Here is a 13,625-nt window from a genome sequence, read left to right on the forward strand (position 1 = left end):
CCAACTAACCAAACCGGGGTGAGGTATCTGCAATCGGGGGGCGGGCGACCGAACTGCACGCAGCCCTCGCCCTGTTGGAAGGGTCACGTTAGTGCTTGATAGACCGCTGATCGACCACTTTCTGTATTCGCAAATGTTGCGGCCACGGCTTCAGAGTAGATCGCAGCAGCTTCCATCGAGAGTCCACCTGGAAACATAATCGCGCCGGCGGCTACAAGCGCTGATGAGAGAGCGTTGATAAGCCCCTGGGACGTGATGGGGTCGAAAGCGGTCGCGGCATCCCCAATCGCGATCCAACCTTCGCCCGCGGCGGGCGATAGGCACGAGGATGAAGCGTTTACCTGGTGTCTAGTACGGTCTTGAAAGCGACCATTGTTACGATACACGGTCCACTTCTCGCGACGACCATTGGGGCCGGACATCGTATAGTCCCAGCTTCCAGCCGAACCCTCGACATCGAGCCAAACCGGCCCCTGGCGCGGGCCCTCACATTCGTTCACGAGGACGCGTTCGGCAAGGAGCCGCTCGCTGCAGGTTCGACGAGCATCAAGACGGCGCGCCAACACTGATGGTCGGCCGCTGGCGTCTACCACGATCGGAGCAACGATCGTCAGTGTGTTTAACTTTTGAGAGGCCACTATCTCGAACCCTTGCTTGCTTCTTTGTACAGCGGAAGCACGAGCTTCAACAAAAAAAGCTCCAGCTTCGATCGCGAGTTCACGGAGGCGCATATCGAGCTTGGCGCGATCAACGACTGTTCCTAGACCGTGTGGTTGACGCAAGAAGTCATCGTACTCGATCTCATGGGTACCCCAACGACGCCGAATACCTGCGCACGGGACCCCTATCACCGAACTTTCGACGAGTTCGACTATCGCCAATGCCTGAAGCACAGAACGCGCGGAAGGCGCTAGCAACTCTAGTCGGTCGGTTATCTTGTTTCCGGGATCCAGCACTGCAACGCGCTTACCACGGAGAGCGAGCAGGCGTGCGAGCGTTGCTCCTGCTGGTCCCGCTCCCACGACAGCAATCTCCGCTGACAGCGAGAGGGACAATGATTCAAATCTCGCCCTGGCGAAAACTGCGCGCGGGCGGAACTGACGCTTCCGCCTCATCACGGAGAACGGCAAAGAGCTCGGCCCGCGCCGTTTCCAAACGGTCTAACTCTTCTATCGCAGTAATCAGTTTGACCTTAAGGTCGCTACCGGCGAAGCTTGGATCACGCCCCTGCTCGACACGAACATCCATTGGCAGATGTTTCGGAGGGTCTTGCACCGGTAGAACCATTCCGAGCTTTGCCCAATCGCTGATCATCTTATTAAGACGAGCATAGTAATCGGGTCCTCGAACGTCGCGAAGCCAGTCTACCCGCAGCATGAAATGCTTTTGCGCCTGGACCGGCCATTTTGAAAAATCTATGCGTGCTGCGCGCTCATAATTTGCTGTGGCCAGAACTTGGTCAGGAACGCGAGCACCCCAAAACGTCGGCATCGAAAGAAATGTTGTAGGAAAATAGTCTGCTGAAGAATTACACGATGTACCATCGGTTTGCCAGGGTACGCCCATGAATCGCGTCAAGGCTCCCGCGGTGACGCCGTCAAACGGACCGTTAGCACCAACGCAAACAGCGGGCGTCAATTCGGGGCCGTAGTCCTGCTCAGCTGGGCCATCGCCAGGTAAGACTTTGAGCCGATAAGCGCCTGCCCAAAGCCGGGGGAGGCGCATAACCCAGGTGATTTCGATGCCAGGATGGAATGGGCCCCCAAGACAATCATGGAGGGCGGCGCGCTCGAGATGTGCGACTTGATCTCTAGGCGATAGGGCAGAAAAGTGGGGTGGCGTAGGAATCGAAGCGGGCCAATCCTCCGTGAAATCGCCCTCTGCCCAGCGACGCAGGTGATCGTACTGCGTCTGAGTGACCGCGAGATGTCCCGTGGCGTGGGCGGGCTTTGTTGGCGGGTCCCACAGAGTATCTACGCCGTCCCCATAGATCTGGGGAATCTTTGGCTCAACAAGATCCCCGCGTGCGTTTGGATTGCGGAACAGTCTGAAGACAACCCGTCGCCATTCCTCATTAGTGTTCGCGCCATCCTGTAGTTTGTCGATGATGGTCGGATCACGTGCATCGATTGGAGATCCATGTCCGTGCGCAACAAAAAGGCCGTGGTTGACCCACTGCAGGCGGGTGAGTCGGTCGAAAATTGGCCAGATGTCGTTGGTGAATGATGTCGTAGTAATCTTGGGAAGCCATCCCTCATCCTGAAAAGTTTCACGAACGACGTCATCCATCGTAACTAGGCCCGTGAGACCTGGAGCGTAATTTGGTGGCGTAACCGCCACATAACCCGGCTCTGCCTCAATGCTCTGACCGGCTGCGAAAGTCACAGTCGCCCGGACGGGACCGTCAGAGATATCGTCATGCCAGCCCACATTATTGGCGAAGGTTAGGGGGATTAACCCCTTTCGGAAGGGAGCTGCAGCGCCGTGACCTCCAAGGAACAGCAAGCGGCCTTCGGAATCCGTACGCAATTCCCCTAAGGGGACGATTTTGCGCCAAAACGTCCCATCGCCGAAAATTATGGGTTGGGCATTTGCACCCTCGATGGAGAGCGGTGTTGGCACGATGTCTAGGCTGCTTCGTCCACCAGGGATGGAAACGTCGCGGTTGCGCTTGAGTGCCGGTTTGCTCAGGCCATCCGGCAGATCCATGGCCTGATTAAACTCGTACCACCCCGCCTTGAGGTTAGCGACGGCAATACGCCATTCGATGCGCGCGTGGTCGGCCGTGATTTCCGCGACACTTCCATCCTTGAAGTGAGCATAAACGCGGAACCTTGCGGCTTGCCGCTTGATGCTTCCATCAGCCGTCCGGAAATGCTCAGCATATACTGCAGGCGACCCGTCCGGAAGTGTAGACCAACCACCGATTACCTCGGGGCCGACGATATAATCTTCAGGTCCCCTGGCGTTGCCGATGCGGGCGATTCCAAGCGGCGGATAAACCTTGATTACGTCGATCAGACTTGGATCCATGGCGTGTCTCAAATTCTTTGATGAAAAAGATGAGAACAATCTGTCTAACGCCCAGAGGCTGTCACGATTCGCATCGCTCCAAACACCTTTGAGGAGCCCAATCGAAAAATTTTGTTAGCCCCATTGGTCGCTGAATCTTTCAGCCCAGTGTCCTCGCCTCGCCTTGTTATCAGCACCCCTCAAACTTATGTGGGGCATTCCCACTTGGTAGCTGCACTGGAATATCCTTACATAGGTTGGCTGGCTCCGTTTTCGGATCCGTCAACCCTTGCTCTATGAAAGCGACCAGGGCATCTATTTCAGTGGATGAAAGCTGTATCGGGTTCGCTATCTTTGGCGAGAGATCCTGAAGGACCAGATGTTTCGGCCCCATGTTGCGGATGTCGGCCGCAACCTTTTCCGTATCGGCCGAGTAAGACTGCATCGACTTTCGAACGTCGAGATGGTGGACGACCGCACTCCTGATGGACGTGAATGTGCCGTTGTGCATGAATGTCTTTTGACGAGCGATATTGCGCAGCGGCGACGTTCTGAACTTATATTTAGCTGAAGGATCTTCCTTTAAGATATCGGCTAGCCCGACATCACCGGTATTGAAATCAAAGACCACATTGCCAGTCTCATGCTTGATAAACTGACCGCCGACACCAGGAAATAAGGGCGGAACTCCTATGTTGTGATTTTCAAAGTCACTGAACATTTCGTTCGACTGTCCCGCGACCGCGTGGCATCCGACGCACTGGCCTTTGCCAAAAAAGATCAGCGCACCTTCTTTCGCCTGGGCTGACATTGCCGTTCGGTCACCGCGAGCGAACCGATCGAGGGGAGCATCAGCCATAGTAAGGCTAAACTGAAACTCGGCGAGGGCTGTTCCAATCATGCCGAAGCTGATTGCCTTTCCTGCCGATTCAGGGAATGCCTTGGCAAAACGATCTTTGTAAGCAGAGTTTTGAACCTTCTCCAGCACTTGAGTCCGGATCGCTTCGTTGCGGGATCCATTGAAGTCGGGATCTGGAAGTTTGTCTCCATCATTGACGTTGCTCATCGGTGCAATGCGCATTGCATTGATCGTCCTTGCTTCGGACTTTGATACGGGCGCTGGCAACCTACTTACGGCCTTGCTATCCACCAGGACGAAATCACCACCGAATCGAGAAAACGCTACAACTTGCCCCTCCGCTCCTCTAAAGCCCGCCATTTCCGGCATTTCGGTCGAAGGTATATGGCCTTGAGCAGCGAGGAGACTCTTCACAGTTTGATCGTGGGCTCCAAATTTCTCGGAGCCTTCGGGACTCGGAAATAGAAACCCCTTGCTGTTGTCGAAGGGGTTGCCACTTAGCGAACTAAAGCGACCATTCCACATCAATTTTGGATAGAAAGCGGTATTAACGAGGATCGGACTGCGGCGCTGATTTCTAGGTCCCTTTCGTCCCTCTCCGACGATGTCGTTATTGTCGACACCGATCGCAATTGATTGAGTATCGCCATACGCACGTTGAGGAGCATGGCAACCAGAACAGCTGTTATCTCCGTGCAAGGCTAGGATTTTGTCAAAGAACAGGTCACGCCCCAGCAGCACCTTTTCCTGGTCGAGGGTCGGGAGCTTGTCTTTAATTCGGCCCGTGAACCCGGCTGCCTTAAGGGCGGCGTCTAACCTGCTATCCAGATCCGCGGGAGACTGCGCATGCAACGCAACGATGCCGGAAAAACTCAGCGCGCTCGCAATTGAAATTGCGAGAGTTGCGCCAAAACGACGCCTGGAATCTGCAAACATTCGATTCCCTCCTGAAAATTCATAAGTGCAATCTGGAGAAATTCTACCTCAAATAAACACCAAAACAAGGGGGGTGATGCCACCCTTGAAGGCACTTTTTAATAGACCGAAGCCCAGACGAGAGAGGGGTCCCGAAAAGCCATACACCTCATTCGCTATGCGCATCCTGGAGGGGAAAAGCCGCAGCGCCCGCTAGCGCGAGCATGGCAGCTGATAGCGGACGTCTACAAGTGTGCACAAGAATTCAATTATGTCGTGCTTCTCCGCGGGGGTGAGGTTGAGGGGTGCAGAGCCTCGCCTACCCCGGTCATAAAAATCGATTACCTCACGTAAGCTCCTAAAGGAACCGTCGTGCATGTAGGGTGCCGTGATTGCGGAATTCACTAGTGATGGCGTCCGAAAGGCATGAAGATTTTCGGTGCCGGGCTGGATATCGCCTCTTCCGTAGTCGAAGCCAAGACTATACGAGTCGGCTCCCGTTGCTTGCAAAATGATCTGTCGTCGCGGCAATCCAATGTCATGAAAAAGATTATCGGTGAAGAGAGGAGGCGCGTGGCATTCGGAGCAACCTGCCTTACCAGTGAACAGCGCAAACCCAGCTTCTGCGGCTCTAGGTAACGTAAGCCCTTTTCGGACGATTTCTTCGAATTTGGTCTCTTTCGTAGCGACCACCTCCAACAAATACCGCTCCAAGGAGTATGCGACATACTCGGCTGCGGATGTCTTGGCCTTGGCCGCGGCGGCTTCAAAATCTATCTTCAATAATGGTTCCGTAGAAAGGTATCTTTGCAGACTTGCCTCTGTTGCGCCCACCTCTTGTTGGCTGAGCAGCGGCTCGAGAATCTGCTGCTTTAAGCTCGCGTGGCGACCGTCCCATGTGAACGAGGTGTGGCGGTTGACGTTTAGAAGAGACGGAGCATTGCGCCGAAGAACAATTATTCTAGCAAGTGACCTTTCATATCCGTCTTGAAAAGCGCGATTTGGATCGTGACAAGAGCTGCAAGCTAGGCCGGGAGACTTGCCCAACAGCTTACTTTGGAACAGCAACTCCCCAATCTGCACTTCTGTGCTTTCGCTCGAGTGAACGAGAACAAGGGATATGGCAAAGGCGCAAAGCAGCGCCTTTGTTGTTCTCTGTTTATCAAGTCCGCCCAAAGCTCTTGGACCTTATGCGGCGGATCCAATTGGCCAAGAAGCCGAGAGGGGATAGATCCCGTTCTTCATCGATGATGCAGCAGCTGTCGGATCTACCTTATGCAGCAGTTGAGTTGTTCCATACTTTGGATCTACCACCCGGATCGTCGTTCCAGCAGGGACGGAGAACTCGAAGGCCCCCTGAGCGTTGGTTTCCCCTAGCGAGGTATTGGTCTCGTGATTGAATACTTTGGCTCCCGCAACTGGCGCCAAGTCCGAATAGACTATGTTCAGCCTTACCTTGACAGCAGCCGCTGATTGACCAAATGCCGGCACTGCCAGGGCTACAAAGGAAGCTAGGACACACAGCAATCGTTTCATCGTTATACTCCCATAAGTTGAAACGCTTATAGGTTGAGAGATTTAAGTCAGCTGTCAAGAGGTGGCCGCAGTTTCACGGTGTTCTCCTGCTCGGCCTCATCCCTGATGAGGCATATGGCCGGGTAAGTTTGGATTGACGGAAATCGGTATGAGAGGTCGATGTCTCTGAATACGGCGCGGATGGTCGGCAGATGGGGTCTAATTGTTGACCTAACTATCTAACCCCGTGAAGGTAGTGCCGATCCCGATAGCATTCGTTAGCCTCTTAGGGCTCTGTGGGGGTTTAACCGCGCTGCCCCCAGAGAATGACGGCGGCACCGATTATACAGATGTATGCGCCCGCGATATCCCAGCGATCCGGGCGCGCGCTCTCACAGCCAGACAAGCAACACTACAATGTAGATGCCGCCGTAGGTGGCGTACGCGCGCCCCGCTGCCGCCGTCTTGACCAGCCTCAGCTAGAGTAGGTATGCGCACACCACTCTTTTGGACGGCGATTCGGGTCCGTTAGTCCATGACGGCTTCGTCGGCACCTTATTCATTGCAAGCCAGCCGATGAATCCCTCGGGTTTGCCAGTCCTTGACGGACTTCAATTAGAACGCATTCCGTCAGATGAAAGCTATGTTGCGCCGCGGCAGCATCTCGACCACCCGTATCGGCCTACTCCCTTATTCGAAACGATAAGTGGAATCTCCGCGGTCGGTTGATATGACGACTTTCACAGGGTTGCACGCCGTGACCCCGTATAGTCCTAGACCAATTCGTTGGGTCTCGCCCAGCACCATTGGTGCACCGTCCTTTTTTGGAATGGCATTCGAGAGATTTACGCACTTTGGATCGTCGTTCATCAAGACGCTTTTGACGATGATGGGCTTTTCTTCTCGTGACTGGACGTTCAGGATATCGTAGCGCGCGTTGTTCGGTGAAATGCGCGTTTGCTCTATCCAGACCTTGAAATCGGGAGGACCATCCAAGAATCGCATCGCTTCGGGATGCTGCGCCGCGTAAATTACGCCGCCCGCTATTACAAGCACGAAGAAGTACCGAAACATTCTCTGCCCCACTAGTCTAGGTCGCCTCAATGCCGTTTGAGGCTTTAAAGCCGTGGGCTAATAAACCACAGGCTGGTCGGGTCCGTACATGGACTTTCGCCAACTTTTTGCGACGAACCTTCGCCGCCTCCGACACGAGAGGAAGGTCTCGCAGGAGCAGCTGGCCCACGATGCAGGGATAGATCGGGCTTATCTCAGCCGGGTCGAACGGGCAGTGACCTACGTTGGGTTGGAGATCATCGAGAAACTGGCGGCCATCCTGGAGGTGGATCCAGCTGAGTTCTTCCGGCGGCCCACCCGGACCCGCAAGAAGGGCGGTTAGACTTCTGCCGAGCCCGCCCGCCTCCTCGGCCCGGTCGAACCCTACATGTCCTAAGTCCAGATCTCAGTTTATGGCCGACCTTCCCAAGGGACGGAGGATGGGGGCTATGCAGAGACGAGAGTTCTTGAAGGTTGGAGCAGGCTCGGCCGTGGTGGCCTCGGAAGGGGTGAGCGGTTTCTAGCTCGCGGCCAACACGGGGACGTCCTTCGAGATGCTGGAAGACTTCTATGGCAAGAAACGGATGCGCGATCCCCGTATGGCAACAGAACTTACCAAAAGCTGGAAGCGCGAAGATACAAGTTAACCGTTCGCGCAACTACCGTGGGTAGCCTCAAGCGCATCACAAAAAATCGTGCCTCGAAGAATAAATATGTGGCAGGCTTACGTATCTACGCGGGATGAGCTCACATCACGTCGGCTTGAAACGGGCAGCGGTTGGTCGTCCAATAGTGGCGCCAGTTTTACTGAGTAAAACGGCTTCCAATGCCAAGCTGTGGCAGTAGCCCATGCTACGAGACTGATTAGGATCGAGCAACCGGTTAGCCAAGTATCATCAGTTCTCGGAAGGCCATTTCGCTAGTCGTTGGGAAAGGCAAACACTGGCAACCGCTTGCCTGATCTGATCATAGAAGAGATCAAATATCTCGAGTTATTCGTCGTTCCTTAGCTAAAGTATGCTCCAATGCTTAGTCTTCCGGCTCGCGCTTTGTCGCCTGTTCCAATGGAGTTTCGAGAAGCGAGCGGAGCCGGTTCAAAAGCGCGGTGGCGGGCTGCATTAGATCGACGGTAGCAAATCGAATTTTTTGGCCTTGAACGATCACGAACTCGTCGAGGTCGCGATCAACAGAGGGATAAAGGAGAATACCTTCGGCGATGCGGCTAAGCGGATCCGTTTTACGGTCCGCCTGAGAGCGCAGGTATGCATAAAGTTGGTAGATATGTTCACTCTTAAAGGAATCCCCGCCATGCATGCGAGGGGTCAGCACATTTGTAAACTTCGTATCCATCACAATTCGTCGTTCGATCCCTTTGTCAAGTTTCAGATCTGGCTTCATACGAGGCAAAAGTGCGTGCGCTCCGGTCGATGAAGAAATTACATCCCAGTCCATCCAGCTTTGTGGATGAACCTTCCAGCCATCGCGTCCGTGAAATTCGTGTTTGTAGAATCCCGCCACAGCCTTCTCAAATATGCTCCGAAGTAAGGCCTCATCTCGACTCAATCTACTCGATGCCACGCTTCCGCTTGCTTCATTGGGTAGAACTAGGTCTAGCGCGATGCGAGCGACGGAAACCATGAGGCGATCGTCGGACTGGTGGCTTGCGATTTGGTCGCGAGATAGTTCACGCCGAGTCGGTCGAATAGTTCCGACGCCTAGCAAGTGCAGCCTCTTTGCTAGCCGGCGGCAGTCTGATCCCACCTTTTTGTTGCGCACTCCCGCAGCCATCGCAACTAGAGCAGCCCGGACGTATCGGTTGCGCGGCGTGTCAAAAGTCTGCTCCTCAAACCGGCAAGCGATTCGTCCGCGTTCGAGCTGCATCCCTGTCAACGTCTCAAGCCAATCAATCCGTCCCCGCACCCGGGAAATGATTGCTTGACGAGATTCATACCCCCGAGAAAGGTTGCGTTGTAGACGTCGCTCCACTGCTTCGATCAGTAGGCGAGCCAATACGTCAGGCAGCTCAGCGGCATCGTCCAGGCCTACATCGACGCGATCTAGGAAAACGGCTAAATCAGAAGCATAGGCGAGAAGCACCCACAAATTACGGACTGGAATGCCGTATTCGGATCGCCACATATCGGGTGAACTACTGAAATCGCTTAGAGCGCCACTCAATGATCTAGCCGCAAGGATTTGACTGCCGCCTTATATTTCTCCTCGTTATCGTACCAATATTCTGCCACGAGAGGCGCAATTTCACTTTCTACTATTTCGTTGTACCACCTTCGCCAGGTTTCAACGTTCAAAATTGGCTCTCCGACTAGCGGTGTAACATAACTATGGCCGACTCTATATTGAGGTCCCAGCGCGCGATCATTCGCGATCTCATCGTTCAACTTCGTGAGCTTATTTTCAATTTCAATAATTAGCTCGATGGGTACGCCCAACTTACGGCACCAAGCTCGCCATGGCCCTCCTAGTGCAGGTGCAAGCGAGAGGAAGGAAAACCGACGCCTCAAAGCGAGGTCGACGAGCGCTAACGAACGATCGGCAAGATTCATCGTACCGATAATGTAGAGATTCTCGGGTACGTGGACGCGCTCGTCGTCTGTTCTTGGATAAGCGAGTCGTAGCCCTTCAGCCTCTGTTCTTTTGTCCGTCTCAATTAGTGTCAACAACTCCCCGAATATTTGCGCCGGATTGCCCCGATTGATTTCCTCTATGACGAGAACGAATGGTCGGTTTTTCTCTTTATCCGCAGATCTGATTGCTTCTAAGAACGCTCCATCGGCGAGCGCCAATCCGCCCCTCCCGTCTGGACGCCAGCCCCGAACAAAATCTTCATATGACAGGGATGGTTGAAACTGAACCGCCATCAGTCTGGAATCATCCCTTTCGCCGACCAGAGCAAATGCTAATCGTTTGGCAAGCCAGGTTTTCCCAGTTCCAGGTGGTCCTTGCAATATTATGTTCCTCTTTCGGCTCAGCAACGCAATCGCCGTTTCAATCTCGGCCCGTTCTAAGAAGCAACCATCGTTGATGATAGAATCGATTGTGTAGGGCTGACCGAGAGTCTCGACAGATTTACTTTTGTCTTCCTGCAAGGTGGCATTGTCGCCAGCTGCAGGACCGCCTATGACCCAGCGCTCCATGAAGTCTTTGGGTAATGCTGCAGCGTAGTCGTCACCATCTTCAGTGAGAGACAAGTGAGAAACGCCGTTGATAGTGGAAGTCTGAGCCAGACCGACTAACTTTGCCCAAGATATAATATGCGAACCCGGTTGAGCAGTCGTCCATGTCGGGACTAATGATTGGAGCTGCTGAGAAAGCACAGTTTGTGCAAGGCCCTCCGGATTGTCTCGTAAGATAGAAAGGAGATGGCCCATACCAAAGACGCGCCCGACGAGTGGCGCGCGCAATACTTCCGCTGGATTATCGGCAGTGAGAAGTTCGAGACCCCGTTCTGTGGGCCGATAAGCTCCGTTATCCAGGTCGATTAAGCCCAAGCCCCCTTGCGCCTGCGAAATGATGTTCCCGGCGCTGCTGACGTTGAGTTGCGTGGCTTCAGTCAGGATAACGCCAACAAGATCCTCTCGGCTAATACCGTGTTCGGCTTCCCGTACAATTGCCAAGAGAAGACGAACGTTGTCACGAACATAGGTTAGACTGCGACGTTGAGCGTTTGCCGGCAGCAGCGAAATGGTCGGAAGATTGCTTGGCTCACCTGGTCCCGCCTCCAATGTAATCGCACCGTCTTCAATCCGCTTGACTTTTTTCTCCCATAAAAACCAAGTGAATATCGATTGGTCTACTTCGCCAGATAGATCGATGGGATCACCCAGTACTTCCCGAAGTCGGTGACGTAGAGCCGCATGTTGCGCTACGAAATCTCCTGCAAGCCGCTGGGCCCCAATAAGACGCTGAACCCCCCAAACCCGTGGACCATCCATTAAGCACGTTATGTCGTGCGGATACATCAACGCAAGCAAACGAATGATCCGCGCCTTGGGGCGTCGCTTGGCATAGGTTGGATGCACTCGTGATAGGATTTCATCAAATCCGTTTTGCAGGACCGTGGAGCGCGCAACGAGATCTAATCCCTCCAAAGAATCCCGCATTTCCAGGAGCCGTTTCGCCAAGCCTTTATCATTGTAGGCCCCCGTTACAGTAACGGACGTGCCCGGCCCGATATTGGACACCGGATTGTCATCCCACAACATTTGCTGGAATTTCGGAGCCACCCATTGAGCTTCGTCCGCATTGCGCACGAGTTCAACGTGATTAACGTATCGTTTCCGCCATTCTGCGACCCGGTCCTCGGCTCGATACTCACCGAAAGGTCCACTAAACAGCGCAGAAAGCTCTTGGTCATTAAGAGTAGCAGTCACGTTTCCCGCTCCAATTTAATGTTACCTATCAATCTGTGAACGTGGCGTCAGCGATCCAAATTCAACATGAAAGGCGAGTCTCGTAAAGCTACAGGTTGCGCATCTGATTTAAAGATATGATCAACGCGTGGTCTGCGGCGAGAGACCCCCGAGAACCAAAGCCCGCCGTGGTGAACCAAGTGACCTTGCCTGTCTGGCTCTGACACGTGGATGGCTGATTGCCTCCAGAAGCGGTGAACCATTTCCGATTGTTCAAATTCAGAATTTCAATCTGATCTTGGAGCAGAAAATGCTTCCTGGTACCTACGTTCGCGGCGAGCTAACGGCACGGAGCGCTTCTCGCTGTGATAGGATAAGAATGCATCCCCGGATCTGAAAAGCGGGTGACCTGTCATCTTGGCAAGTCGCCCCACTTAAATTGCACGCGGGGATCGCGTTCGGCGCGGTCTCTGAAACTGCGGACAAATACTGAGCGAGGTACTCGAGAATCGAACCGAGAGTAGGCTGCTGTAAGCGCTGTACAGTTTGTGATCTATGGCACTTGTTCTTCGGTTGCAAAGCCGTGCGTTAAAAGACCGGCTACGGGCTGGCTGGGGGGCATGGACCTCGGCGATCGATCCGCGCCGAACCTTCGCCGCCTTCGGCACGAGAGGAAGCTTTCGCAGGAACAGTTGGCCTACGATGCCGAGATCAACCGGGCCTAGCTCAGCCGGGTCGAGCGGCAGTCGCCTACGTTGGGTTGGGAATCATCGGGAACTGGCAATCATTCTGGAGGTGGATCCGGCCGAGTTCTTCCGCCGGCCATCCAAGTCCGGCTATCGTAGGAAGGCCCATTGGGTCTTCTGCCAGCGTCGCTGGTCTCTTGGGTCCGGCTGGGCCAACATGTCCTTCGCCGCGATTTCAGTTTACGGCCGACCTTCCTGGACGAATAGAGGGTCGGATGGACATCGACCGTAGGAAGCTATTGGCTGGTTCGGCTTGCCTGACCCTGACAGGTTTGTCCGAACCCGCAGTTGCTTGTTGCCGGACTGACGCGACTACGCGTGACAAGACGCCTCCGTGGTATCCTCTGACCCGGTCACTCCTCGATCGTGCCCGGCGAGCCAACGCGACCGACGGACGAGCCGACACGGCGAGCATTGAGCGCCTCATTCGCGATGACGCAGGGTTGCGCCAACCCTCCCGTTATAAAATGGCGGACTGATGCGAGAGATGCTTTCGACAATCTCAAGCGGCTCGGCTTGGACGCGCTGCTTCAAATGGGTGACGCGCATTTGTGGCGACGTGCCGGACCGCAGGCGTATGCTGAGGATGATCGCTTAAATTCAGCAGCCGTCCTTGGGAGTCGGATCGCTGGATAAGTTCGGTCAACAGAGCATGACACCGCTCTCATGGCGCCAAAGCTGTTCTCAAAGGCTCGGGTGATGGCTGAAAACACATCGGTAGAAGCAGTTGCCAAGGTCAGAGCCATCGCGGCTCAGATCGGCTGGCTAGAAACATGCATTCCGGTAGTTGCGGCTTAAGCCGTCACCGACGTCGAACTCTTTCTGTCTGCCAAGGTCTCTGAGGGGACGATACATCATCATCAGTTGCGGGTCTTCGAAGCGTACGAGCTGGGTCTGCTCGCCACCTGGGAACTGCCGGACGCCGTCGTCTGCGTACCCCGCGTGTAGAGACGACAACAATGCCGGGCGACGGGGCCCAGCCATCACCCGGCTCAGAGGATCAGGCGGCCTTGCGCGCCTTGCCAATGGTGCCGCTCTTGGCGGCCTAGCTGAACAAATCGTCCAACTCTCCGGCGCGGACTGCGGCGATCAGGGTATAGATCACGGTCGGAAGCTTGTCCTTGGACGGGACGACGATGCCGGCCTTGCCCTTTT

General features: G+C 54.5%; 9 protein-coding genes and 1 pseudogene. 1 reads left to right on the forward strand and 9 read right to left on the reverse strand.

Translation table 11 applies throughout. The features are described from left to right. Nucleotides 1-83: 83 nt before the first annotated feature. From CQ12_RS43235 to CQ12_RS00220, 7 genes and pseudogenes are all read right to left on the reverse strand, one after another. Entirely contained in the window at nucleotides 84-1,115 is a 1,032-nt protein-coding gene (locus tag CQ12_RS43235; RefSeq protein ID WP_157087915.1) for an NAD(P)/FAD-dependent oxidoreductase, read from the reverse strand. Then, a complete protein-coding gene (locus CQ12_RS00205) occupies nucleotides 1,060-3,033 on the reverse strand; it encodes a LodA/GoxA family CTQ-dependent oxidase (protein ID WP_057833350.1) in 1,974 nt (657 codons plus the stop codon). The genes CQ12_RS43235 and CQ12_RS00205 overlap by 56 nt, the downstream gene beginning before the upstream one ends. Before the next feature lie 169 nt (nucleotides 3,034-3,202). Then, entirely contained in the window at nucleotides 3,203-4,807 is a 1,605-nt protein-coding gene (locus CQ12_RS00210) for a cytochrome-c peroxidase (protein ID WP_057833351.1), read from the reverse strand. A gap of 192 nt (nucleotides 4,808-4,999) precedes the next feature. Then, complete coding sequence (locus CQ12_RS00215; RefSeq protein ID WP_057833352.1) at nucleotides 5,000-5,962, reverse strand: cytochrome-c peroxidase; 963 nt, start codon at nucleotides 5,960-5,962, stop codon at nucleotides 5,000-5,002. A gap of 12 nt (nucleotides 5,963-5,974) precedes the next feature. Then, nucleotides 5,975-6,322: a hypothetical protein gene (locus tag CQ12_RS43240; RefSeq protein ID WP_157087916.1), complete on the reverse strand. Its 348-nt coding sequence runs from the start codon at nucleotides 6,320-6,322 to the stop codon at nucleotides 5,975-5,977. A 283-nt stretch (nucleotides 6,323-6,605) separates the two neighbouring features. Further along, a pseudogene (locus CQ12_RS47535) lies at nucleotides 6,606-6,780 on the reverse strand (YnfA family protein); the annotation flags it as partial. Nucleotides 6,781-6,991: 211 nt separating this feature from the next. Next, nucleotides 6,992-7,375 (reverse strand): hypothetical protein, encoded by a 384-nt coding sequence (locus CQ12_RS00220; protein WP_057833353.1) that lies wholly within the window; start codon nucleotides 7,373-7,375, stop codon nucleotides 6,992-6,994. Nucleotides 7,376-7,463: 88 nt separating this feature from the next. On the opposite strand from CQ12_RS00220, the gene CQ12_RS00225 reads away from it, so the two are divergent. After that, nucleotides 7,464-7,697 (forward strand): helix-turn-helix domain-containing protein, encoded by a 234-nt coding sequence (locus CQ12_RS00225; protein ID WP_057833354.1) that lies wholly within the window; start codon nucleotides 7,464-7,466, stop codon nucleotides 7,695-7,697. Nucleotides 7,698-8,383: 686 nt separating this feature from the next. On the opposite strand, the gene mcrC is transcribed toward CQ12_RS00225, so the two are convergent. Continuing rightward, nucleotides 8,384-9,493, reverse strand: coding sequence for a 5-methylcytosine-specific restriction endonuclease system specificity protein McrC (gene mcrC / locus CQ12_RS00230; protein ID WP_057833355.1), 1,110 nt, complete (start codon nucleotides 9,491-9,493; stop codon nucleotides 8,384-8,386). Nucleotides 9,494-9,528: 35 nt separating this feature from the next. Further along, the gene (locus tag CQ12_RS00235) at nucleotides 9,529-11,745 is read right to left on the reverse strand and encodes an McrB family protein (protein WP_057833356.1); all 2,217 of its coding nucleotides are present in this window, start codon (nucleotides 11,743-11,745) and stop codon (nucleotides 9,529-9,531) included. Between the last annotated feature and the right edge of the window lie 1,880 nt (nucleotides 11,746-13,625).

Origin of the sequence: Bradyrhizobium jicamae (assembly GCF_001440395.1) — a bacterium.
Lineage (GTDB): Bacteria > Pseudomonadota > Alphaproteobacteria > Rhizobiales > Xanthobacteraceae > Bradyrhizobium > Bradyrhizobium jicamae.